At 72.3% G+C, this 22,323-nt stretch carries 25 protein-coding genes and 1 tRNA gene; 13 read left to right on the top strand and 13 right to left on the bottom strand.

Annotated features, from left to right (window positions below; translation table 11 throughout):
• Nucleotides 1-60 precede the first annotated feature (60 nt).
• Nucleotides 61-2,067, top strand: a complete 2,007-nt coding sequence (locus tag AC3RJ8_RS02640) for an MDR family MFS transporter (protein WP_489714413.1) — start codon at nucleotides 61-63, stop codon at nucleotides 2,065-2,067.
• A 60-nt stretch (nucleotides 2,068-2,127) separates the two neighbouring features.
• On the opposite strand, the gene AC3RJ8_RS02635 is transcribed toward AC3RJ8_RS02640, so the two are convergent.
• From AC3RJ8_RS02635 to AC3RJ8_RS02625, 3 genes are read right to left on the bottom strand one after another with little or no spacing between them, the layout of a single operon-like run.
• On the bottom strand, nucleotides 2,128-3,261 hold the full coding sequence (locus AC3RJ8_RS02635; RefSeq protein WP_489714412.1) for an FUSC family protein: 1,134 nt from the start codon (nucleotides 3,259-3,261) through the stop codon (nucleotides 2,128-2,130).
• Between the two features lie 7 nt (nucleotides 3,262-3,268).
• Nucleotides 3,269-4,438, bottom strand: coding sequence for a CAF17-like 4Fe-4S cluster assembly/insertion protein YgfZ (gene ygfZ, locus AC3RJ8_RS02630; protein ID WP_489714411.1), 1,170 nt, complete (start codon nucleotides 4,436-4,438; stop codon nucleotides 3,269-3,271).
• Entirely contained in the window at nucleotides 4,435-5,010 is a 576-nt protein-coding gene (locus tag AC3RJ8_RS02625) for a heme-binding beta-barrel domain-containing protein (RefSeq protein WP_489714410.1), read from the bottom strand. The genes ygfZ and AC3RJ8_RS02625 overlap by 4 nt, the downstream gene beginning before the upstream one ends.
• A 154-nt stretch (nucleotides 5,011-5,164) precedes the next feature.
• Between AC3RJ8_RS02625 and AC3RJ8_RS02620 the strand changes: the two genes are divergently transcribed.
• Nucleotides 5,165-5,542 carry a DsrE family protein gene (locus AC3RJ8_RS02620; protein ID WP_489714409.1) on the top strand — a complete coding sequence of 126 codons (378 nt, stop codon included), beginning with the start codon at nucleotides 5,165-5,167 and terminating at the stop codon, nucleotides 5,540-5,542.
• 3 nt (nucleotides 5,543-5,545) lie between these two features.
• Here the strand turns inward: AC3RJ8_RS02620 and AC3RJ8_RS02615 are convergent, their stop codons facing one another.
• Together AC3RJ8_RS02615 and AC3RJ8_RS02610 are read right to left on the bottom strand one after the other, a co-directional pair.
• Complete coding sequence (locus AC3RJ8_RS02615) at nucleotides 5,546-6,052, bottom strand: DUF4395 domain-containing protein (protein WP_489714408.1); 507 nt, start codon at nucleotides 6,050-6,052, stop codon at nucleotides 5,546-5,548.
• On the bottom strand, nucleotides 6,049-6,510 hold the full coding sequence (locus AC3RJ8_RS02610; RefSeq protein WP_489714407.1) for a thioredoxin domain-containing protein: 462 nt from the start codon (nucleotides 6,508-6,510) through the stop codon (nucleotides 6,049-6,051). Before AC3RJ8_RS02610 ends, AC3RJ8_RS02615 begins: the two co-directional genes overlap by 4 nt.
• A 186-nt stretch (nucleotides 6,511-6,696) precedes the next feature.
• On the opposite strand from AC3RJ8_RS02610, the gene AC3RJ8_RS02605 reads away from it, so the two are divergent.
• The gene (locus AC3RJ8_RS02605) at nucleotides 6,697-7,356 is read left to right on the top strand and encodes a YceI family protein (RefSeq protein WP_489714406.1); all 660 of its coding nucleotides are present in this window, start codon (nucleotides 6,697-6,699) and stop codon (nucleotides 7,354-7,356) included.
• Nucleotides 7,357-7,390: 34 nt separating this feature from the next.
• Here the strand turns inward: AC3RJ8_RS02605 and AC3RJ8_RS02600 are convergent, their stop codons facing one another.
• A complete protein-coding gene (locus AC3RJ8_RS02600) occupies nucleotides 7,391-8,125 on the bottom strand; it encodes a hypothetical protein (protein WP_489714405.1) in 735 nt (244 codons plus the stop codon).
• An 87-nt stretch (nucleotides 8,126-8,212) separates the two neighbouring features.
• Here AC3RJ8_RS02600 and AC3RJ8_RS02595 point away from each other — a divergent pair, with 87 nt between their 5' ends.
• Together AC3RJ8_RS02595 and AC3RJ8_RS02590 are read left to right on the top strand one after the other, a co-directional pair.
• Entirely contained in the window at nucleotides 8,213-8,959 is a 747-nt protein-coding gene (locus AC3RJ8_RS02595) for a winged helix-turn-helix transcriptional regulator (RefSeq protein WP_489714404.1), read from the top strand.
• A 26-nt stretch (nucleotides 8,960-8,985) separates the two neighbouring features.
• Nucleotides 8,986-9,915, top strand: a complete 930-nt coding sequence (locus tag AC3RJ8_RS02590) for an alpha/beta fold hydrolase (protein ID WP_489715554.1) — start codon at nucleotides 8,986-8,988, stop codon at nucleotides 9,913-9,915.
• Nucleotides 9,916-9,958: 43 nt separating this feature from the next.
• On the opposite strand, the gene nth is transcribed toward AC3RJ8_RS02590, so the two are convergent.
• Nucleotides 9,959-10,690, bottom strand: a complete 732-nt coding sequence (gene nth, locus AC3RJ8_RS02585; RefSeq protein WP_489714403.1) for an endonuclease III — start codon at nucleotides 10,688-10,690, stop codon at nucleotides 9,959-9,961.
• Between the two features lie 204 nt (nucleotides 10,691-10,894).
• On the opposite strand from nth, the gene AC3RJ8_RS02580 reads away from it, so the two are divergent.
• On the top strand, nucleotides 10,895-11,572 hold the full coding sequence (locus tag AC3RJ8_RS02580) for a cyclic nucleotide-binding domain-containing protein (RefSeq protein WP_277211188.1): 678 nt from the start codon (nucleotides 10,895-10,897) through the stop codon (nucleotides 11,570-11,572).
• A 308-nt stretch (nucleotides 11,573-11,880) separates the two neighbouring features.
• Here AC3RJ8_RS02580 and AC3RJ8_RS02575 read toward each other — a convergent pair whose 3' ends face one another.
• Both AC3RJ8_RS02575 and sp36 read right to left on the bottom strand, forming a co-directional pair.
• Nucleotides 11,881-12,348 carry a RidA family protein gene (locus tag AC3RJ8_RS02575; RefSeq protein ID WP_489714402.1) on the bottom strand — a complete coding sequence of 156 codons (468 nt, stop codon included), beginning with the start codon at nucleotides 12,346-12,348 and terminating at the stop codon, nucleotides 11,881-11,883.
• Between the two features lie 5 nt (nucleotides 12,349-12,353).
• The gene (sp36, locus tag AC3RJ8_RS02570) at nucleotides 12,354-12,515 is read right to left on the bottom strand and encodes a Sp36 family protein (RefSeq protein WP_407320466.1); all 162 of its coding nucleotides are present in this window, start codon (nucleotides 12,513-12,515) and stop codon (nucleotides 12,354-12,356) included.
• Between the two features lie 130 nt (nucleotides 12,516-12,645).
• Here sp36 and AC3RJ8_RS02565 point away from each other — a divergent pair, with 130 nt between their 5' ends.
• From AC3RJ8_RS02565 to AC3RJ8_RS02535, 7 genes are all read left to right on the top strand, one after another.
• Complete coding sequence (locus AC3RJ8_RS02565; protein WP_489714401.1) at nucleotides 12,646-14,958, top strand: transglycosylase domain-containing protein; 2,313 nt, start codon at nucleotides 12,646-12,648, stop codon at nucleotides 14,956-14,958.
• Nucleotides 14,955-15,872: a metallophosphoesterase gene (locus AC3RJ8_RS02560; RefSeq protein ID WP_489715553.1), complete on the top strand. Its 918-nt coding sequence runs from the start codon at nucleotides 14,955-14,957 to the stop codon at nucleotides 15,870-15,872. Before AC3RJ8_RS02565 ends, AC3RJ8_RS02560 begins: the two co-directional genes overlap by 4 nt.
• Nucleotides 15,873-15,973: 101 nt before the next feature.
• A tRNA-Pro gene (locus AC3RJ8_RS02555) sits at nucleotides 15,974-16,050 on the top strand.
• Between the two features lie 146 nt (nucleotides 16,051-16,196).
• Entirely contained in the window at nucleotides 16,197-16,859 is a 663-nt protein-coding gene (locus AC3RJ8_RS02550; protein ID WP_489714400.1) for a hypothetical protein, read from the top strand.
• Nucleotides 16,860-16,974: 115 nt separating this feature from the next.
• On the top strand, nucleotides 16,975-17,631 hold the full coding sequence (locus AC3RJ8_RS02545; protein ID WP_489714399.1) for a hypothetical protein: 657 nt from the start codon (nucleotides 16,975-16,977) through the stop codon (nucleotides 17,629-17,631).
• A 127-nt stretch (nucleotides 17,632-17,758) separates the two neighbouring features.
• Entirely contained in the window at nucleotides 17,759-18,664 is a 906-nt protein-coding gene (locus tag AC3RJ8_RS02540) for a sigma-70 family RNA polymerase sigma factor (RefSeq protein WP_489714398.1), read from the top strand.
• 161 nt (nucleotides 18,665-18,825) lie between these two features.
• On the top strand, nucleotides 18,826-19,455 hold the full coding sequence (locus tag AC3RJ8_RS02535) for a DUF308 domain-containing protein (protein ID WP_489714397.1): 630 nt from the start codon (nucleotides 18,826-18,828) through the stop codon (nucleotides 19,453-19,455).
• Here AC3RJ8_RS02535 and AC3RJ8_RS02530 read toward each other — a convergent pair.
• The 4 genes from AC3RJ8_RS02530 to AC3RJ8_RS02515 form a co-directional block, all read right to left on the bottom strand.
• Nucleotides 19,445-20,761 (bottom strand): HipA domain-containing protein, encoded by a 1,317-nt coding sequence (locus AC3RJ8_RS02530; protein WP_489714396.1) that lies wholly within the window; start codon nucleotides 20,759-20,761, stop codon nucleotides 19,445-19,447. The two genes, AC3RJ8_RS02535 and AC3RJ8_RS02530, sit on opposite strands and share 11 nt — an antisense overlap.
• The gene (locus AC3RJ8_RS02525; RefSeq protein ID WP_489714395.1) at nucleotides 20,758-21,027 is read right to left on the bottom strand and encodes a helix-turn-helix domain-containing protein; all 270 of its coding nucleotides are present in this window, start codon (nucleotides 21,025-21,027) and stop codon (nucleotides 20,758-20,760) included. The genes AC3RJ8_RS02530 and AC3RJ8_RS02525 overlap by 4 nt, the downstream gene beginning before the upstream one ends.
• A 77-nt stretch (nucleotides 21,028-21,104) precedes the next feature.
• On the bottom strand, nucleotides 21,105-21,848 hold the full coding sequence (locus tag AC3RJ8_RS02520) for an SDR family oxidoreductase (protein ID WP_489714394.1): 744 nt from the start codon (nucleotides 21,846-21,848) through the stop codon (nucleotides 21,105-21,107).
• A complete protein-coding gene (locus AC3RJ8_RS02515; RefSeq protein WP_489714393.1) occupies nucleotides 21,845-22,237 on the bottom strand; it encodes a hypothetical protein in 393 nt (130 codons plus the stop codon). The genes AC3RJ8_RS02520 and AC3RJ8_RS02515 overlap by 4 nt, the downstream gene beginning before the upstream one ends.
• Between the last annotated feature and the right edge of the window lie 86 nt (nucleotides 22,238-22,323).

The raw sequence follows: 22,323 nt of genomic DNA, 5'->3' as shown, positions 1-22,323 counted from the left end.
GCGCGACACCGCGCCGGCCGTGACAGGCTGCCGAGCAGGCAGGCACCAGGGAGGACCCGCGTGACGGCGCAGACCACGGACCCGCAGGCGCTACCGCAGTCGAAGATCTGGGCGATCTTCGGCGGGCTCATGCTCGCTATGCTGCTCGCCGCGCTCGACCAGACCATCGTCGCCACCGCGCTGCCCACCATCGTCAGCGACCTGGGCGGCGCCGAGCACCTGTCCTGGGTCGTGACGGCCTACATGCTGGCCACCACGGCCACCACGGTGCTGTGGGGCAAGCTCGGCGACCTGCTCGGCCGCAAGGTGCTGTTCATCGTCTGCATCGCCATCTTCCTCGGCGGCTCGATGCTGTGCGGCACGTCGGAGACGATGGGGCAGCTCATCGCCTGGCGTGCGCTCCAGGGCGTGGGCGGCGGCGGGCTCATGGTGCTGAGCCAGGCCATCATCGGGGACGTCGTCTCCCCGCGTGAGCGCGGGAAGTACCAGGGGATGTTCGGTGCCGTGTTCGGCGTCGCCTCCGTCGCCGGACCGCTGCTGGGCGGCTGGTTCGTGGACAACCTGTCCTGGCAGTGGGTGTTCTACATCAACGTCCCCCTCGGCATCGTGGCGCTGGTCGTGGTCGTCGCCGTGCTGCCGCCCATCACCCCGCGCAACCGGCCGCGGATCGACTACGCCGGCATCGTGCTCCTCGCCGTCGTGTCCACGGCCGTCGTGCTCACGACCAGCCTCGGCGGCACCACGTGGGGCTGGGACTCGGTGCAGGTGTACTCGATGGTCACCGTGGCCGTCGTGGGCGTGGTCGCGTTCGTGCTCGTGGAGCGCCGCGCCCCTGAGCCGGTGCTGCCGCTGCATCTCTTCCGCAACCGGGTGTTCTCCGTGGCAGCGGTGGTCGGGTTCGTCGTCGGGTTCGCCATGTTCGGCGCCATCACCTACCTGCCCCTCTACCTGCAGACGGTCAAGGGCTCCTCCCCGACGATGTCCGGCCTCGAGATGACGCCGATGATGCTGGGGCTGCTGCTCACCTCGATCGGCTCCGGGCAGCTGATCACCCGCACCGGCCGGTACAAGGTCTTCCCGATCCTCGGCACGGCGATCACCACCGTCGGCCTCTTCCTGCTGTCCCTCATGGACCGCGACACGAGCACGCTCCAGTCGAGCCTGAGCATGTTCGTGCTGGGCATGGGGCTCGGCATGGTCACCCAGGTGCTCGTCATCGCCGTGCAGAACGCGGTCGCCTACCGCGACCTGGGGACCGCGACGTCGGGCGCCACGTACTTCCGCACCATCGGGTCGTCCGTCGGCGTCGCCGTGTTCGGCACGATCTTCGCCAACCAGCTCGTCGCGAACCTCTCGACCGACGTCCCCTCCGCCGCGCAGGGCCGCTGCGGCCCCGCCGTCCTCGAGGCGTCGGTCGAAGGGCTCGCCCAGTGCCCGCCCGAGGTGCAAGGCTGGTTCCTCGACGGATACGCCGACACCCTGCAGACCGTGTTCCTGTGGGCCGTGCCGGTCGCCGCCGTCGCCTTCGCCCTGGCCTGGCTCCTGCCCCAGGTCGAGCTGCGCACCGCGACCCGCGACGCCGACCCCGCCGTCGTGGCGGCCCACTCTGCCGGCGAGTCCTTCGCCCTGCCGTCGAGCCGCACCTCCCTCGAGGAGCTGCGGATGATCCTGTGGCGCCGGGTGGGGGTCCAGGACCCGCTGCGCGTGTACGAGATCACCGCGCCCGACGCCGACCTGTCCCCCGAGGAGGCGTGGATGGTCACCCGGGTCTCGCTCAAGCGGTCCCGGACGGTCGCGGTCATGGCGGAACGCAGCCATGTGTCGTCGGAGACGGTGCGGCACGTCGCGTCGGGGCTGGCGGCGCGCGGGCTCGTCGCCGTCGACGGCGACACCGTGCGGGCGACCGACCAGACGGACGTCGCTGCGGAGATCCTGCGCGAGGCCGAGCGACGCCGGCTCCAGCAGGTCGTGGCCGAGTGGCCCGGCGACGAGCCAGAGATCGACGCCCTGGTCCACGAGGTGTCGACGCTCGTCTTCGCCGACGCCACGGACGGTGCCGCACCCTGACGTCCGCACCACTCGCCGCGTCCGCCGGGGCGTTCTGCCGATGTCGGCAGAACGGGAGAATCAGAGCTCCGGCAGGTGCTCCCGCGCCGCCTGCGCGTCCAGCCCGCTCGCCTCGAGGGCGTCCACCACGGGCGAGCGCAGCAGCACGACCAGCGAGGCGACGCGCAGGTCACCACCCCCGAGCGCGTGCGGGTCGGCCGCCTCGGCGACGTCGACCAGGAGCTCGCGGGCCTCCTCGAGAGACCCCCCGCCGCCGACGGCGGACGCCAGCAACCGTGCCCCGCCGGCGAACCGCTCCACCTCGTCGGCCAGCGCACCGAGCTCGGGCCACGTCCCGTCGGGTCCGACGACGGTCGGGGCGCGGCGAGCGAGCAGGCGCACGCTGCGCATGGCCCGGTCCACCAGCACCGCCTGCCCCGCGAGGTGGTGGATGTCCCCGCGCTGCCCGCGGTTGACGCCGACCCGAGCGATCTCCTCGGCCTTGCGTGCGGTGTCCCGCCAGTCGGCCAGCACCGACTCCGACGCCCGGCCACGGACCAGGGCCGCGCCGAGGTCGTCCATGTCCCGGTCCCGCAGCCCGCGACCGACCGCCTCCAGCGTCTCGGCCAGCTCGGTGGTCGCCTCGTAGGCCAACGAGCGCAGCCTGCGCAGCGGGTCGCTCGGCAGCAGCAGCGTCACCGCCAGGGCGACGAGCCCGCCGACAGCGGCGTCCGTCCACCGGCCGAAAGCGCCGTCGTGCGCGACGGCCGCCGGGAGCCCGACCACGACGATGGCCTGCACACCTGCCTGTGTGACGAGCAAGGGTCCGCGGTCGATGAAGCGGGCGAGGAGCGCCGAGACGAGCAGCACGACCGTGAGCTGCCACCACCCGGTGCCGATGAGCTCGACGATGACCTCGCCGATGCCGACGCCGACCGCGACGCCCACGGCGACCTCGGCCACCCGGCGCAGCTCCCGGTCGAACGAGAACCCCAGGCACACCCAGGCGGCGACCGCCGCGAAGAACGGTTGCTCGTGGCCCAGCACGAGGTGCGCCAGCAGGTAGGCCACCCCGGCGGCGAGCGACGCCTGGACGATGGGCCAGAACCCCGACCGCACCCGTGCGAAGCCCTGCCGGATGCGGATCCGGCGGAGGAGCGTCCGCACCGCGGCACCCGCCGCAGCACCCGCCTCGCGCGGGTCCGGTGCTCTCACCGCACGATCACAGCAGGCTCTGGGTCCCGTCGCCACCGCGTGGGGTCAGGCCGCGCAGCGTCTCGCCGCGCCCCTCGGGCCGGTCGGCGGAGACACCCTCGCCCGGGACGATCGTCTCCTGGGTCGCGTCGACGACGAGCTCCTGAGCGTCCGCGCCGGTCCCGACCGTCCCGACGACGACCAGCGGGGCGTCGTCCGGCAGGTTCCGCTTGACCACGGCGAGCGCCACCGGGCCGAGCTCGTGGTGGCGGGCGACCGAGGTGACCTGGCCGACCACCTTGCCGTCGACGCCCTCGCGCCGGACGTCCGCACCGGCGTCGGGCACGACGTGCTGCGACCCGTCGAGGTGGAGCAGGACGATGCGCCGCGGGGGCCGTCCGAGGTTGTGCACCCGCGCGACGGTCTCCTGGCCGCGGTAGCAGCCCTTGTGCAGATGGACCGCGGTGCGCAGCCAGTCGAGCTCGTGCGGGACGGAGCGGTCGTCGACCTCGCGGGCCAGCCGCGGACGCCACGCCTCGACGCGCAGCGCCTCGGTGGCCCAGGTGCCGGCGAGCCGCCAGCCGGCGGCCTCGCGCTCGGCGACGGCCTCGGCCAGCGTCGCCCGCGGCACGAGCACGAGCCGCCAGGCGCGGTCCGCTCCGGGGTGCTCCTCCTCGGGCGGGCCGTACCGGGTGCCGCCGACGGCGACGCGCGGCCAGGTGTCCCACCACGTCACGGGCTCGTCCGCGGTGCCCTCGGCGGCCACGGGCTCGCCGAGCGCGGCGTAGTCGTCGGAGACGTCGTCGATCTGGACACGCATCATGAAGCGCATCCGCGTCAGCCAGGCGACGAGCGGCTCGACACGGTCCCGCTCGGTGACCAGCCACGTGGACGTGCCGTCGTCGACGACGCCCAACGCGTGCTCGACGCGGCCCTGCGGGGACAGCACGAGCAGCTCGGTGGAGGTGCGCGGGGCGAGGTGCTCGACGTCCTGCGAGGTGATCGAGTGCAACCAGCTCAGGCGGTCGGGGCCGGTGAGTCGGACGACACCGAGGTGCGACTGGTCGACGACGGCACCGCCGCGGGTCAGCGCGCGCTGCTCCGCGACGGGCTCGCCGTAGTGCCAGGCGACGCCCTCGTCGGGCCCCGTGGCGGCGACGGCTCCGGGTCGGTCCAGGATCGGGCTGCGGTACGTCATGACGCGTCGTCGGCCCGGTCGAGCTCGCCGGAGGCGTAGGAGCCCATGGGGTGGCCGAACGCGGCCAGCTCCTCGAGCCACAGCAGGCGACCCTCGACGTTGCCGTACAGCCGCTTGGCCGCGGTGACCTCGGCGGCGGTCGAGGTCCGTGCCACGAAGTCCGTGGCCAGGTCGACCCGGCCGTCGCCGACGATCCCCAGGAACAGGGACAACCGGCCCGAGGCGTCGGTGACGAGCACCTCGAGGGGGTGCTTGCCCTCGGGCAGGTCGTCGGGGCGCTCGGTGGCCACGCGCCAGTAACCGGTCTCGGTCGACCAGACGGTGTCGAAGGCGTCGTCGCCCTCGCCGTCACGGTCCGTCGTCTCGCCGTCGGCCGCCGCACCGGACCGGACCCGCAGCGTCGAGGTGAAGCGCAGGTACGGGCCGCCGTCGTGATCGAAGAGGAGCTCCTGGCGGAACGGTGTCTCGGCGATGCCCTCGTACTTGATGACGCCGCCGCCGGTCCACCGGCCGACGAGCCAGGCCAGCGGGTACACCTCGGGCGCGAGACCCTCGGGGAAGGCGAAGGGCATCAGCGCTGCCCCTGGAACAGCTTGTAGACGACGTAGCCCGCGAACCAGGTGATCACCCCGACGGTGACGACCAGGAGGCTGGTGAAGAAGATCTCGAGCGCGTGGACCGACATGCCTCGATCGTACCCACCGCCGCGCGGCTAGGGTCGGCGCTATGACCGAGACCACATCGCAGCGCTCCCTCGTCGTCAAGACCACCGCCGGCACGGAGCGACCGGAGGCGACGAACCAGGCGCTCACCGTCGCCGCGGCGGCCGTCGCCGCCGGCGTGGAGGTCTCGCTGTGGCTCACCGGCGAGTCGGCCTGGTTCGCGCTGCCGGGCCGTGCCGCCGAGCTCGAGCTCGACCACGCCGCGCCGGCGGCCGATCTGCTCGAGGCCGTCCTGGCGGCGGGGACGGTGACCCTGTGCACCCAGTGCGCGGCACGGCGGGGCATCGGGCCCGACGACGTCGTGCCGGGGGTGCGGATCGCGGGCGCGCCGGTGTTCGTCGAGGAGTCGCTGCGCCCGGGCGCGCAGGCGCTCGTCTACTGACGGTCAGACGCGGACGCCGCGGAACCGCCGTCCCAGCAGGTACAGCTCGCACCCGAGGCAGAGCCCGACGGTCGCGTTGAGCGCGGCCGCGAGGAACGCGATACCGGCCGCCCACGGCACGGCGCCCGGCACGCCCACGAGGCCGAGCGTCACCCCGGCCGCGGTGACGACGAGCCCGACGAGCTGGGCGAACCGCGGAGGCCGGGGGTCCTCGAGGTGCTCGGGGGCACCGAGCCGCGGGCGCACCAGTGTGCGGAACAACCAGCCCTGCCACGTCGCGTGCGTGCCGCGCAGCGCGCCGGGGAGGAAGCTGAGCGCGACGACGGCGAGCAGCGTGAGCGCCTCGGTGCCGGGACCGAGCAGCACGACGACGGCGAGCAGCGCCGCGGTGATGCCGGCGCCGACCCGGGGGCCGCGAGGGTCGATGCCCGCCGGCTCCGACGTCCGGGAGGTGCTCGGAGCCGGCGGTGCGGTGCGTGCGGTGGGTGCGGGGCGGTCGGACGAGGTCATGCGGTCCTCCCGGACGGCAGGTCGACGGGTGTGACGGCGTCGAGCGCCGCGCGCGCCTGGGCGGGCGTCATCGCCCCGGACGCCCGGGCCGCCTCGGCCCCGGCGGCGTCGAGCACGACCACGGTGGGCGTGCGCAGGACCCGGGCCCGGAGCACGAGATCGAGGTGGTCCTCGACGTCGACCTCGACGTGCACGACGTCCGGGCGGGTGGCGACGAGCTCGCCGAGAGCGCGGGCGGTGACTCGGCACGGTGCGCACACCGCCGCCGAGAACTGCACGAAAGTGGCCCGGGCGCCGGGCTCGGCGCCCAGCGCGGTCAGGTCCGCGTGCCAGGAATCCTGCGTCGTCGCGCGACCGGCGGCTCCGACCCGGACCCGGCCCTGCCTGCGACGCCAGACCAGGCCCACCACGACGGTCAGCGCCACGAGCGCGCCGAGCACCACGGGCTGCGGTTCCATCCGGACCTCCTGTTCGCGGGACATGTCACGACCACGTCGTCGGCAGGAACAGATCGGTTTGCATGAATGTTCCCGGTACCGTGGGCGTGGTGACGCGCCCGTAGCGTACGCGCACCTGTCCCGGCACCGCCGCCCCGCACTCGAACACCGGGTGCCCAGCGTCGTCGGGCATCCAGGAGGCCCCTGATGACCGAAGCACCCACGCGGACCTGGAACGGCCTCGTCGTCCCCGCTGGCGGGACGTACGAGCTCGACGTCGCCCACCAGCGCATCGGCTTCCTGGCGATGCACATGATGGTCAGCCCCGTGCGCGGGCAGTTCGGCACCGGGGGCGCCGTCATCCACGTCGCCGAGGACCCCCTCGCCTCGTCCGTCGCGGCCACCATCGACGCCGCCTCGATCGAGACGGCGAACGTCGACCGGGACACGCACCTGCGCAGCCCCGACTTCCTCGACGTCGAGGCGTTCCCTACCATCGAGTTCCGGTCGACCGCGGTGGAGTGGAACCCGGCACCGGACCCGATCTTCTCGTGGGCCGCGCTCAAGGGCCGCACGCCCGGTCGCGACGTGGACACGAGCCGGGCAGCGGCCGGCACCAGCACCAGGTTCGTGCTGCACGGGCACCTGACGATCCGGGGGATCACGCAGCCGATCGCGCTCGACGCGGAGTTCGGTGGGGTCGGGGCCGACCCGTACGGCCGCCACCTCTTCGGGTTCAGCGCCACCGCGGACTTCGAGCGCGCGGCGTTCGGCCTGCTGTGGAACGTGGCCCTGGAGGCCGGCGGCGTGCTCGTGGCCAAGACGGTCCGGATCGAGCTGGCCGGCGAAGCGCTCCGCGTCGGGTGACCCGGCGACCTCGCCGCCCGGGCCCGGAGACGCGTCAGATGACGACGCGCCCCACCACGAACACCAGGATCCCCGTCACCACGACGGGCACCGCCGCCGCTGACGCCCCGGCCCGGCGACGGGACAGCGCCGGCTGCCGCTCGAAGAGGAAGCGCAGCGCGGCGGAGACGAGACCGGCGACCAGTCCCGTCAGGGCACCGGTCAGCGGCTCCACCTCGGGGACGACGCTCCCGGCCGCCGCGCCGGCCACGGCGCCGAGGGCGACCGAGAGCAACGAACCGGTCCAGCCGGCCGCGACCGGGAGCGCGGAGACCGCGGAGGCGACGACCAGCGACACGGCGCTGGTCACCACCAGGGCGGCGCCCGCGTCCGAGCGGCCGGTGGCGACCCATCCCGCGGCGGCGGTCGCGACCACGACGCCGGCCGTCATGCCGCTCACCGACTCCACCAGCCGAGGACGCCCCCCACGCCGAAGCATCTGGGCCACGAAAGCCAGGACCAGGGCCATCGCGATCACGACCGGGACGTGCCGCAGCACGGGCTCGTCCGGTGTCGCCCAGGCCACCGCCACCGCGCCCAGGCCCCCGAGCAGGACGACGAGGACGGTCGCGCCCTCGGCAGGGAGCCGCAGTAGCGCGGGCCAGCCGACCGCCACCAGGACCACCAGCCCGGCGGCCGCCGCCGTCGTCCACAGCGGCCCCAGGTACGCCGCCGCGGCGACGAGAGCGGCGAGCGCAGCGGTCGTCACGGCACGGGTGGTCACGGTCACGTCGAAGAGTCTCGCATGCCGACCCGTTGTGACCCGCGGTCCGCGGCACGGTACCTTTACCACCACCGGTGGCGGGAGGAGGTGCGCGTGGCCGAGCTGTTGATCCTGACACCCGCGACGGGCGGGTCGGTCGAGGTACTACCTGCTCTCGGACTGCTCTCGCACAAGGTGCGGGTGCTGCCGATGGAGCCGTCCGCGCTGGTGGACGCGCCCGACTCGGACGTCGTGCTCCTGGACGCGCGCCGCGACCTCGTCGCCGCCCGCACCACCTGCCGGCTGCTGCACGCGACCGGCCTGACCGTCCCGCTCGTGCTCGTCCTCACCGAGGGCGGCCTGACCGTGGTGAACCACGAGTGGGGCGCCGACGACCTGCTGCTGGAGAACGCCGCCCCCGCCGAGGTGGAGGCGCGGCTGCGGCTCGTCGTGGAACGGTCCGCGCACGGGCCCGCCGAGGACTCTCCCCAGGAGATCTCCGCCGGCGAGCTGGCGATCGACGCCGGCGGGTACACCGCCCGGCTCCGCGGCCGCCCCATCGACCTCACCTACAAGGAGTTCGAGCTCCTCAAGTACCTCGTCCAGCACCCGGGCCGGGTCTTCACCCGGGCCCAGCTGCTGCAGGAGGTGTGGGGGTACGACTACTACGGCGGCACCCGCACCGTGGACGTGCACGTCCGGCGGCTGCGGGCCAAGCTCGGCCCCGAGCACGAGCAGCTCATCGGCACGGTGCGCAACGTCGGCTACCGGTTCGACCCGCCGAAGGAGCCTCGCGAGGACCGCGACGGCGAGCCCGGACCTGGCACGAAAGGGTCCACCCGGGTGTCCTCCGGCGGTTGAGCCGGTAGGTTCGGCGCGTGACCGCCATGCCTGACGCCGACTACACGTCCGCCCTCGTGGAGGGCCCGTGGCGTCACGAGTTCGTCCCCGCCAACGGTTCGCGGTTCCATGTCGCCACGGCCGGCCCGGCCCGCGGGAACGGCGACCGGGCCCCGCTCGTGCTGTTCCTGCACGGCTTCCCGGAGTTCTGGTGGGCCTGGCGCCACCAGCTCGAGGCCCTGGCCGACGACGGCGTCCGGGTCGCCGCGCTCGACCTGCGGGGGGTCGGCGCGTCCGACAAGCCACCGTCAGGTCACGACGTCCCCACCCGGACGCGGGACGTCGCGGGCGTGGTGCGATCCCTCGGCCACGACCGCGCCGTCGTCGTCGGTGCCGGCACCGGCGGCGTACTCGCCTGGGCGATGGCGGCGCTGCAACCGGCGGTCACGGCGGGGGTGGCGGTGCTCGCCGCGCCGCACCCGCTGCGCCTGCACGTGCCCAGCCGGCGGCTCCTCACGCCCGTCGCCCGGCGGACGCTCGCCCTCTACCAGGTGCCCTCGCTCGCCGAGCGTCGTCTCGCCGACGGCGACGAGGTCGCGCGCGTGCTCGACGCCGGCGCCGCTCGGCCGCTCGCCCGCGACGCGGTGGAGCGGTACCGGGAGGTCCTGCGCGTGCCCTTCGCCGCGCACAGCGCGGTGGAGTCGGTGCGCTGGTTGACACGGTACGCCGTGCGGCCCAGCGGGCGCCGGTTCCTCGGCGCCCTGCGGCGCCGGGTCGACGTGCCCGTGCTGCAGGTGCACGGCTCGGCGGACGGGTTCGTCCGGGCCGCGACCGCGGACGTCGACGGCGCGGCCCTGGCCCGCGACTTCCGGTTCGAGGTGGTCGACGGGGCGGGGCACTACCTCGCCGAGGAGGATCCCGAGGCGGTCACCGCGCTCCTCGCCGACTGGCTGCCCCACGCCCTCGCCGCGGGGTAGACCAGCGGGCACCGCGGGACGGCTCGGACGCACCCGCCCGTGCTCAGGCGCGCCCGCCCGTGCGGACGAGCTTCGCCGCGGCCGCCGGGTCCGTCTCCCCCGCCCCGTACGACGGGCACCAGCGGGCGACCGGGCACGCCCCGCACGCAGGACGCCGCGCATGGCACACCCGCCGGCCGTGCCACACCAGGTGGTGGCTGAGCATCGTCCAGTCCTTCTTCGGGAAGATGGCACCGACCGCGTGCTCCACCTTCACCGGGTCCTCCTCACGGGTGAACCCCAGCCGGCGCGCCAGCCGCCCGAAGTGCGTGTCGACGGTGATCCCCGGGGTCCCGAACGCGTTGCCCAGCACCACGTTCGCCGTCTTGCGGCCCACGCCGGGCAGCGTGACGAGATCCTGCAGCCGCGGAGGGACCTCGCCGTCGAACCTCTCCACGAGCGCCCGGCCGAGACCCATCACCGCGCGGGTCTTGGCACGGTAGAAGCCCAGCGGCCGCAGGATCTCCTCCATCTCGGCAGGGTCCGCACCGGCGAGCGCGGCCGCGTCGGGATACCGCTCGAAGAGGACGGGTGTGGTCGCGTTGACCCGGACGTCCGTGGTCTGCGCGGACAGCACCGTCGCGACCAACAGCTCCAGGGGCGTGGTGAAGTCGAGCTCGGCGCGCGCCTCGGGGTACGTCTCGGCGAGCACCCGGTCGATCCGTCGCGCCCGACGGACCAGTGCCAGGGACGACTCCCCCGTCGGGGTAGGCTGCTGTGGCTTCTCGGCGGTCACCTCGGCAGCGTATCGGCCACCCTCCGACAAGGACCTCGGTGTCCCTGTCAGGAACCGCCGGCGGTCCCCGGACGTTCGCCAGGGAGCCACCTGAGACACCCCTTCCAGGCATGATGCCCCTGCGTGAGGCACACTGAGACCTGGAACACATTTCGAGACAGCACACGTCCCGAGCGGACGCGACCTGAGAACGTGAGGATTCCTGTGGACGACACCGTCGTGCTCTCCGCCCCCCTCTTCGCGGACATGGACAGCGAAGAGTCGAAGGCGCTCTTCGAGTCCATGGTCCCCGTGGAGCTGACCCGCGGAGACGTCCTGTTCCGCGAGGGAGAGCCGGGCGACCGCCTCTACGTGATCGCCCAGGGCAAGATCAAGCTCGGTCGTCGCTCGAGCGACGGACGCGAGAACCTGCTCTCGATCCTCGGTCCGGGCGAGATGTTCGGCGAGCTCTCGCTGTTCGACCCCGGCCCCCGCACCGCCACGGCCTCGTCCGTCTCCGACGCGCTCTGCTACGAGCTCCGCCACCAGGCGCTCGTGCAGTGGATCGCCGCGCACCCCAACGTCGCCACCACCCTCCTCGGCGCGCTGGCCCGGCGCCTGCGCCGCACCAACGAGACCCTGGCCGACCTCGTCTTCTCCGACGTGCCTGGTCGTGTCGCCAAGGCGCTGCTCGACCTGTCCAACCGGTTCGGCGAGCCGAACGACGAGGGCGTCCGCGTCGCGCACGACCTCACCCAGGAGGAGCTCGCCCAGCTCGTCGGCGCCTCCCGCGAGACCGTCAACAAGGCGCTGGCCGACTTCGCCACCCGCGGCTGGGTCCGGCGCGAGGGCCGCGCCGTCGTCCTCCTCGACCTCGACCGCCTGGAGCGCCGCGCCCGCTGAGCCTCCTTCGCTCCTCGGCCACCTCCGCGGACGAAGGGGCCCCGCAGTCCCGGTCGCGTTCACGGGCGCGAGGGCGCCCTCCACTTCGGGACAGAAACGACCAGGACTGCGGGGCCCCTTCGTCCGCTCACGCTGTCTGCTCGCGAGCACGCTGCCAGCCGCAGCCCGACGACGGAGCGGGGGAGCGGCGAGCCGCGCGCGGTCGTCTCTTTTCCCGAAGTGGAGCGCCCCCTGGGGCGCGTGAACGCGACCGCGCACGGCTCGGCGCTCCCCCGCGGACCGCACCGAACGGTCTGCACAAACGACCGTCAGTCGGTGAGCTCCGCGATCAGCTCGACCTCGACAGGGGCGTCGAGCGGCAGGACCGCGACGCCGACGGCGGAGCGTGCGTGAATACCGGCGTCGCCGAAGATCTCGCCCAGCACGTTCGAGGCGCCGTTGAGGACCGCAGGCTGTCCGGTGAACGACGGGTCGCTCGCGACGAATCCCGTCACCTTGACGATGCGGACGTCGTCGAGGGAGCCGACGACGGAGCGCACCGCCGCGAGGGCGTTCAGCGCGCAGGTGCGGGCCAGGTCCGCGGCGGCGGCCGGGTCGACGAGACCCTCGCCGTCGCCGACCTTGCCCGTGGCGGGCAGCGCGCCGTCGACGAACGGCAGCTGACCCGCGGTGTAGACGTGCACGCCCGAGCGCACGGCCGGCTGGTAGGACGCCACCGGCGCGGCGACGTCGGGCAGGGTGATCCCGAGCTCGGCGAGTCGCGCGTCGACGCTCATCGCGCTCACTGTCCCGAAGGCCGCTTGAGGTAGGCGACCAGGCCGGTACCGTCCGGGCCGGGCACGACCTGCACGAGTTCCCAGCCGTCCGCACCCCACTGGTCGAGGATCGCCTTGGTGTTGTGGATGAGGAGGGGGATGGTCGCGTATTCCCACGTGGTAGCCATGCCGCGATGGTAGCCCGACCGGGTGAAACCTCGCCCCGTGAGGTCGTGCCGACGAGCGCTCCACAGGACCTGCACACGCGCACCGTCCGGATCGGCTGGCCCGTCCCACCTGACCCTCTAGGCTGAGAACATGGCGAATCCTGAGCCGCGCCGCATCACGCGCACGATCCCCGCCACCCAGATGGTCGCACTCCTGCTGGCGTTCCTGCTCGCCGCGGGAGCCGGCGGCGTGCTCGCGGCCGGGTTCGTCATCCCCGCCGTGGCGGGTGCCAACGCCGCAGCCGACAGCACCATCGAGATGTACGACGAGGTGCCGGCGGAGCTCGAGCCGCAGCCGCTGTCGCAGCAGTCGCGTATCTATGCGGACAACGGGAAGCTCCTCGCGACGTTCTACTACCAGAACCGCATCGTGGTCTCCCTCGACGAGATCTCCGACCACATGGAGCACGCGGCCGTCGCCATCGAGGACGAGCGCTTCTACGACCACAACGGCGTCGACCCGAAGGGCATCACCCGTGCCGCGCTGAACAACCTCAGCGGCTCCGCCACGCAGGGCGCGTCCACGATCACGCAGCAGTACGTGAAGAACATGCTCATCGAGGCGGCGCTCCAGGAGGACGACCCGTTCGCGGTGATCGACGCGCACGAGGACACGCTCAACCGCAAGCTCCGCGAGGCGAAGATGGCGATCGCCATCGAGAAGAAGATGTCCAAGGACGAGATCCTCCAGGGCTACCTCAACGTGGCGCAGTACGGCGTGAACCAGATTTACGGCGTCGAGAGCGCCGCGCGCTACTACTTCGACAAGTCGGCGGCCGACCTCAGCATCGTCGAGGCCGCCACGATCGCCGGGGTGACGAAGGCCCCGAGCGACTTCGACCCGACGCGCGAGCCCGAGCAGGCCGAGAAGCGCCGCAACCTCGTGCTGCAGAACATGTGGAGCCTCGGGTACATCACCACGGGCGAGCGCGAGGAGGCGCAGGCCACCCCGATCGCGGACACCCTGAACGTCAGCCCCGTGTCCGCCGGGTGCCAGTCCGCGAAGGGTTCGGCGTTCTTCTGCGACTACGTCATCAAGGAGATCCTCCTCGACCCGACGTACGGCGAGACCCGCGCCGACCGCAACGAGCTGCTGTACCGCGGTGGCCTCGAGATCCACACCACGCTCGACATGAAGATGCAGCGGGAGGCGAACAAGACGATCAAGGCGCACGTCCCCCCGGACGACGCGAGCGGCCTCGAGGCATCCGTCGTGTCGGTCGAGCCGGGCACCGGTGAGATCAAGGCGATGGCCCAGAACGTGCCCTACTCGGGGACGGCCGCGGCCGAGAAGACCCGCCACACCACCGTGAACTACAACGCGGACTACATCCACGGCGCGTCCGGGGGGTTCCAGCCGGGCTCGAACTTCAAGCCGGTGGTGCTGGCCCAGTGGCTGCGCGAGGGCCACACGCTGAACGAGACGGTCACGGCCAACAAGGTGGGACGTTGGCCGCAGAACTTCAACGCTCCCTGCACCCGGCTCACCAGCGAGAAGCCGTGGGAGCCGGCCAACGCCGAGGGCAACACGGCTGGCAACATCTCCGTGCTCCGCGCGACGTACGAGTCGGTGAACACGGCCTACGCGTCGATGGGCTACGAGATCAACCTGTGCGACCTGGCGGACAACGCCTGGGACATGGGCTTCCGGCCCACGAGCAAGACCGGGCACGGCCCACTGACCGTCGCCGAGAAGCCGGACGTCGACGTCCAGGCGCCGATGGTGCTCGGGACGCAGGAGTCCTCCCCGCTCAACATGGCCGCCATGTACGCCACGCTCGCCTCGGGCGGCACGTACTGCACGCCGGTCGCGATCACCGAGGTCACCGGCCCTGACGGCGAGGGGTACGACGTCCCCAAGGCCCAGTGCGACTCGAACGCCCTGCCCAGCAACATCGCGAACACCGTCGTCTACGCGATGGAGCAGGTCTTCACCGGGACCGGTACGGCGCGCTCCCTCGGCGGGCTCGCCGACGGCCGACCCGTCGCCGGCAAGACCGGTACGTCGCAGCTGGCCGCCCAGACGTGGTTCAGCGGGTTCGTCCCGCAGCTCGCGACGTCCGTCTGGGTCGGGTCGGTGGACGACCCGCAGGAGAACCACGCGACGGTGCCGATCACGGTCAACGGGGTGACCCACATCCCCATGTACGGCTCCCGGGTCGCCGCGCCGGCGTGGAAGGACTACATGGACGACGCCGTCGCCGGCATGCCCGTCCAGGACTTCGGCGCACCCGACCAGAACCTGATCGGGCGAGCCCCGGTCACGTACACGCCGTCGGACGACGATGACGACGACTCCGGCGAGTCGGACGAGAGCAGCGATGACGGCGGGGACGACAGCCCCGGGAACAGCGGCGGCAACGGCGGCGGCAACGGGAACAGCGACGACGGGGACGACGACTGAGCCCCCGGACGCTGCTCGGCGGTGCCGCCGCCGTCACGGCAGCCGGTCTCGCCTACGCCCACCTCGAGACCAAGCTCTTCACCGTCCGGCACGTCACGATCCCGGCGCTGCCGCGCGGTGAGCGGGACCTGCGCGTGCTGCACGTCTCCGACCTGCACCTCACACCGACGCAGCACCGCAAGATCGCCTGGGTGCGGTCGCTGGCCGACCTCGAGCCGGACCTGGTGATCGACACCGGCGACAACCTGGCGCACCGCGAGGCCCTGGGCCCGCTGCTGCACGCCCTGGAGCCGCTCCTCGAACGGGCTCCCGGCGCCTTCGTCATGGGGTCGAACGACTACTACGTCCCCAAGCCGAAGAACCCGGCCCGCTACCTGTGGACGAGGTCCGGGCCCCGTACCCGCAGCAAGCCCAACCTGCCGGCCGCCGAGCTCGCCGCGGCGATGTCCGGCGCCGGGTGGGCCGACCTGACGAACCGGCGTGACGCCGTCGTCGTCGACGGGCGTCGCATCGCCTTCGCGGGCGTCGACGACCCGCACCTCGGCCTCGACGACTTCCCCGCCCCGGCGCCTGAGCACGACGACGGCGCCCTGCTCCGACTCGGCGTGACGCACGCGCCGTACACCCGCGTGCTGGACCAGATGTACGCCGACGGTGCGGACGCCATCATCGCGGGGCACACGCACGGCGGCCAGCTCTGCGTGCCGTTCTATGGCGCGCTGGTGACGAACTGCGACATCGACCGCCGGCGGGCCCAGGGGTTGCACGGCTGGCCCGGCGCCCGCCCGGACGCGCCCGACGGCGCAGCCTCCACATGGCTGCACGTCTCGGCGGGTGCGGGGACCTCGCCGTATGCGCCGGTGCGCTTCGCGTGCCGTCCCGAGGCGACCTTGATCACGTTCACCGCCCGGTAGCCGGATCCGGTTTTCGTTCCGGGGCGATCGTCGGCTATTCTGAGCAGGCTTCCGCACACGGGACTGGCCTTCGGGTCGGATCGCCAGCGGGCGCAGTCCTTCGGGGTGTGGCGCAGCTTGGTAGCGCGCTTCGTTCGGGACGAAGAGGTCGCAGGTTCAAATCCTGTCACCCCGACCAGCCGAAAGGCCCTCTGACCGGCGGAAACGCTGAGTTCGGAGGGCCTTTCGTTTTGTCCAGGAGGCCGCGAAGAGGCACTGGGCGACTCATTGGCCGAGCGGCCGCACCGGTTGACCGATGCCTTCGCGTCAGCGAAACTGTCTGTCATGTCGCTGGTGGCGGTGCGGGACACGGCCGAGCTCCTCGGGGTCTCACCCCGGCAGGTGCAGCACCTTGTTGTCCAGGGCGAGTTGGTGTCACCCGCCCGTGGGATCATCGAGTCGGACTCGATCGACCGGTTTCTCGCGGTGCGTGGCGAGCGGCGCACCAGAGCATGGTCGCCCGAGACGGCGTGGGGAGCGGTCGCGATCCTGTCCGGGGTCGAGGCGTCCTGGATGGGCGGCACACAACGGTCTCGCCTCAAGGCGCGGCTTCGAACCATGGGCGCCGCGGACCTGGTCGAGCGGACGAGGGACCGCGCCGATCCCGTGCGGTTCGCCGGACACTCGTCCGTGGCCGAGCGCGTGCGGCGTGCGATCGTCGACACGGGCTCGATGCGATCCCAGCTCGGACTCGCGGACACCGGCACGGTCGATGGCTACGTCGCCGCAAGCGAGGTCGACGAGCTGGTGCGCGAGTTCGGTCTCGCGCCTGACCTCGACGGCCACATCACGTTGCGCGCGACAGGAGTCCCGATCGCCACGATCAGGCGCGTCGTCGGTGCCGACACGGTGCTTGCCGCGCTGGACCTTGCCGCCTCTCTCGACGTGCGTGAGCGCACGGCCGGGTTGAACGCTCTCGCCACCGCCCTGGAGCGAGTGCATGGCTGACCGTCCCACGATCACCATCCCCACGCCGCCGGGCGGATGGCTCGCACCGTGGCCCAACGTCGCCGAGATCGCCGCCACCCTGCCGCACACCGCATGGACCCTCGTCGGCGGGCTCATGACCCAGCTCCACACGATCCACCACGGACTGGACGTCGTTCGCCCGACCAACGACGTCGACATCGTGCTGCACGTGGAGACCACCCGCAGCCTGGCGGCCCAGGCCGCGCGAGCCCTGGAGTCCCTCGGCTACCAGATGATCACCTCGATCGATCCATGCGAACGCACCGCGCACCGGTTCGTTCGCGGCATCGACCGCATAGACCTGGTCACAACCAAGGACGACGTCGTCGACGTCCTCGTCGCCGACCACGCCGCACCGCGCGTGATCGAGCCGCTCCGTGGCCGAGACCTCGTCGCCATCGAAGGTGGCACCCAAGCGCTGCGCCGCACCGTCAACGCAGAACTGGTCATCGACGGCGACCAGACGACGATCAGTGTGCCCAACGAGTTCGGGGCACTGATCCTCAAGGCCGCCGCCTACCGTTCTGACTCACGCGATCGTGAACGCCACCTGCAAGACGCCGCGGCCCTGCTGTGCTGTCTCGACGACCCCGTCGCCACACGGGAGACCTTTGCCGGATCAGACCGGCAACGCATCGCCACGCTCGCGCGCAACCTACCCGGCGACGCCAGGTACTGGAACGCGATACCGACCCAGGCTCGCCGCGAAGGGCGGGCGGCGCTGCGGATCCTTGCCGCCTCCCTCGGGTGACCAACTGGCCGACGACGGCGCCCAGACGGGCGGCGACGTGCTGACCAGCGGAAACGCTGGGTGCGGAGGGCCTTTCGTCGTGTCCTGAACAGGCCGGCACGGCCATCGTCTGGCGTAGCGTGACCGTATGACGTCGCGCCCCTCCGCGCCCGAACGCCCCGACAACCTCGACGACGACGCGGCGGTCGACGCGTTCCTCGCCGCCCGCCCGCAGCTCTTCGGCATCGCCTACCGCATGCTGGGCAGCGTCGTCGAGGCGGAGGACGTGCTGCAGGAGGCATGGATCCGGTGGCAGGGCACCGACCGGACCCGCGTGGCGAACCCCGCCGCGTTCCTCACCACCGTCGTGACGCGTCTCGCGATCAACGCGACGACGTCGGCGTACGCCCGGCGCGAGACGACGTACGTCGGGCCGTGGCTGCCAGAGCCCGTCGACACCGCCGCTGATCCTGCGCTGGGCGCGGAGCGGGCCGAGGCACTCGAGCTGGCGGTCCTCGTCCTGCTCGAGCGGCTCACACCCGTCGAGCGCGCCGTCTACGTGCTGCGGGAGGCCTTCGACTACCCCCACCGCAGGGTCGCGGAGATCCTGGGCCTGACCGAGGCGAACACGCGCCAGCTCGCCCGCCGGTCCCGCGAGCGTCTCGGCACCCGCGACGCGGTCGCCGTGGACGCGAGCGAGCACCGCCGTCTGCTCGGGGAGTTCGTCGCCGCCGCGCGCGACGGCGACCTGGCGCGCTTCGAGCAGTTCCTCGCCGAGGGCGTCGTGGCCCGGACGGACGGCGGCGATCGTGTGCACGCCGCGCGCATCGACCTCGTGGGGCCGGCACGGGTGGCGTCGTACTTCGACAAGATCTGGCACAAGTACGGCACCGGCATCGAGGCGCACCTGGTCGAGGCGAACGGCCGTCCCGCGCTCGCTCTCCGACGGGAGGAGACCCTCGTCGGACTCCTGGCGCTTGAGGTGGCGGCCGCGGGCATCGAGCGGGTGTTCGTCCAGCTCAACCCCGACAAGCTGGAGGGGTTCACACCGTGAGCTCCTGAGCTGGACCGCGCACCGGTGCCCGCCTCACGTCGCGGGCGCATGGTCGGCCATCGGCGCGACAGCCGACCTGTTCGACGGAGTTCCCGGAGCGCGCACCCGCGGCATCGCTCGTAGCATCGCACCAGGCAGTTACGCCACGAGGAGGCACCGCGATGTCAGACACCAGCGCCCCGATGTCCAGCCGCACGGTGGGGACGGCGCGGCGGCTGTGGGGCCTCGTGTACCTCCGCGCCGCCGTCCAGCTGGTGGCCGGCGTCGTCCTGTTCGTCAACCCGGACGAGGGACTGACGTGGCTGCGCTGGCTCGTCGGCATCGCGATCGCGGTGCAGGGTGTGCTGCTGGTCGTCGAGAACCGGCGTGCCACCGGCGGTTCCGGCGGTGAGGATCTCAACGCGCGGCTGGTCGCGGGGATCGTCAGCGTCGTGGCGGGCGTGCTGGTCGTGGTCTGGCCGTCGATGACCAGTCCGCTCCTCTTCCTCGTGGTGGGCATCTGGGCGTGCGTCGCCGGCGCCATGGCCCTCGTCGGCGGGTTGCGGGGCCGTTCCGCCCGCACCATGGCGTGGGACTGGCAGCTCGTCAACGCGGCGCTCTGGCTGGTGCTGGGCGTCGTGCTGCTGGCCCGACCCACCGATGACACGACGACCGTCGCGATGCTGCTCGCGCTCTACCTGCTGCTGTCGGGCGCGGTCGTCCTGGTGGGCGGCCTGGCGACGACCACGCGTCAGAAGGACACGGACTCCTTCGCATCCGGGCGCCCCTCGGGGACCGCGGCTACGCTTTAGGCGATCGGCGCCTGTCCGCCGGGAGCTCCACGGGGTCGTCAAGTCGCTCCAGCACTCGTCGGGCATGCCGGAGGACCGGGTCGACCGATCGCACGCGCACCTCGTCCGCCTCCGAGGTCCCGATCTCGCACAGCGCCTCCGCGAACGCCTCCGGGAACGCCTCCGCCATACCTCTGACCCTGGAACGCATCTCATCGCTCGACATGTTCAGCAGCGCGGCGGCACGGTCCCAGTGCTTGCCGAGGACCTGCCCGAAGGCCCTCCGTCCGCCGATGGAGACGGCGACCTCCTGCAGAGCGCGGTTCGTCGCCTCGTACGGCAGCGCGGTGGCGAGGTCATAGAGGGGCGCGACCCGCATCGTCCCTGGCAGCAGGAGCAGCGACACATTCTTCGCGTGGCCGTCCGGTGCGCCCGCCACGTAGTTGAACGCGACGAAGTCCCCCAACGCTCGGAGGCCGGCCTTCCGATCACCGACGTTCTGACGGACGATCCTCGCCATGTCTGCGAGTCCGGGTCCACCGTTCGACTCGTACTTGCGACGCGGTGATCGGCCGGTGGCGGAGCAGAAGTCCTCCTGATGAAGCCTGAGGACCGACCCATCCCGCCTGCGCGCTCGGTCGTAGCGCGCGACGACGATCGCGGACTCGTCGTCGAACTGTCGGTACTCGCTGCGTGCGATGTCCAGACCGAGAGATCGCGCAGCACGCATCGTGGCGTGCTCGACCAGCGCCTGGTGGCTGAGGATGCCGATCCCCGGCTTGAAGATATGAGTAGTCGCCGCTGAACCGCGGGCCTCCGACCAGCCGTCGTCGTCACGCCGGAGGGCGAACTTCGCCTGTTGGCCCGCGAGAGACCAGTGCTCGCCAGGCTGCGTCCACGACGGCGCCGACCCGGCGCGCAGTGCTCGCAACCGCTCAGCGATGTCGGCGACGCTCACCGATGCCGTCTCGTGGGACCGAGTCCGCATCTCCTCGAGATCCTCCGGTCGGCAGAACTGGACTGCCCCGGGGCAGTCCCAGCCCATCTGCGAGAGCACCCCTATCGCGTCACCGGCGGGCACCGACAGCCGGCGCGCCCACTGCTCCCGCGCCCACTGCGCCTCGGGGAGCAGCCCGTCGAGGAAGTTCTGTACGGGTCGTCCTCGGTAGGTGGTGTCCGCGAGCGGCATCCGGACCCCGAGCGGCGTGGAACCCTGCGCGAGGTACTCGGGTGTGTAGGTGAACTCGGGTTCGGACGACGGAGCACGTTGGTCGATCCGGCCGACCATCGCCCCGTACAGGCTGACGACCAGCCGTCGGGCTGTCATGGCCGTTCCTCCGCCGCGAGCGCGTCGAGGACGTCCGCCTCTGCTGCAGTGACCTTTCGTTCGGTCACGGCGAGTCCCAGACCCAACGTGTCGAGGACGCGGAAGACCGGTTCGAGGCTGGCTGCCGGATGCCCTCCTTCGAACCGAGCGAGCCATGCCCGGGATACGCCGGACGCCGCGGCGAGCGCCGACTGGGAGAGACCACGATCACGCCTGGCGGCCCGGACGACGGCGCCGAGCTGCCGGGCGCCGCTCACTGCCACCATGTCGAACTCCGTCCACGAACGTAGACAACTGACCGATGTCTACGTTCGTAGACGATAGCAGATGTCTACGTTCATAGTCAGGCCTGCCATGCTCCCAACCACTCGTCGAACGTCACCACCCCGCGCGGCCCGTCGCCGTCGGGCAGCAGCGCCCCGCCCCGGAACGCGGCCCCCGTCCCGGGGAAGTCGATCGGCAGCACCCACCGCCGTCGGCCCCGCGCCCGCAGCAGCCGGCGGGCCATGTCCACCATCTGCTCCTCGCGCGGCCCGGCGATCTCCGGCGCGTGGCCCTGCGCCGGCCGCGCGGCGACCTCGGCCAGGTACGCGCCGACCTCGGCCGCCGCCACCGGCCGGCACCGCATCCGCGGCATGATCGCCACCGGCCCCGGCACCGCCCCGAGCACCTGCTCCGGAAACTCGTGGAACTGCGTCGCGCGCACCACGGACCACGGCACGTCCCCCGCGCGCACCACCGCCTCCTGGGCCAGCTTGGCCCGGTAGTAGCCGTACCCCGACGCCCGGTCGACCCCGACGATCGACAGCAGGACGTGGTGGCCGACGCCGGCCCGGACCTCGGCAGCCAGCAGGTTGCGCGAGGTGGTGGTGAAGAACTCGGTGGCGACCCTCTCCTTGAGATTCACGACGTTCAGCGTGTCGACGACGGCCTCCACCCCGTCCAGCGCCGCGTCCAGCCCGGAACCGGACGCCACGTCCACGCCGCGGGCGCGAGCCAGCACCACCACCTCGTGCCCAGACTTCTCCAGCGCCGCGACGACGTGACGCCCGACGACCCCGGTCCCACCGGCGACTGCGATCTTCATGATGTTCCCTCCGAGGAAGAGCGGACCAGCAGCAGCGACGCCGAGACGAGCAGGAGCCCGCTCAGCCCGACGACGTTGAGCGCCTGGTCCACCGTGTCGTACACGTGCAGGTGTGGCACGTGGTAGATCAGGTGGAGCGCGTTGAACACGGTCCATGCCGCCGCGACCGCCCGGACGACGCCGACGTCAGCGGACCGGCGCAGCGCCAGGCACGTCACGACCGCGAGCGCCAGGTAGAGCGCTCCGGTGTCCTTGGCCAGGTGCTCGTTGTAGGGGCCGAGCGGGGGCAGCCAGCGCCGCCCGAGACCGGGGAAGGTCGCGTACCAGCCTGCCGGGTCCAGGTAGGCCCAGCCCCCGACGACCAGCCCGGTCACGACGAGAAGGCTCAACAGTGTTCTTCGCATACCTCGACGACCGCACACCAGCCCCCGACGTGACAGGCTGTGAGGCGGATCACTGCCACTGCAGGGGAGGA

It is taken from the genome of Isoptericola sp. MSGPD8_1_ISO-PGPR-S23-394 (assembly GCF_058072785.1).
This window is presented reverse-complemented; position numbering and strand designations above follow the sequence as displayed.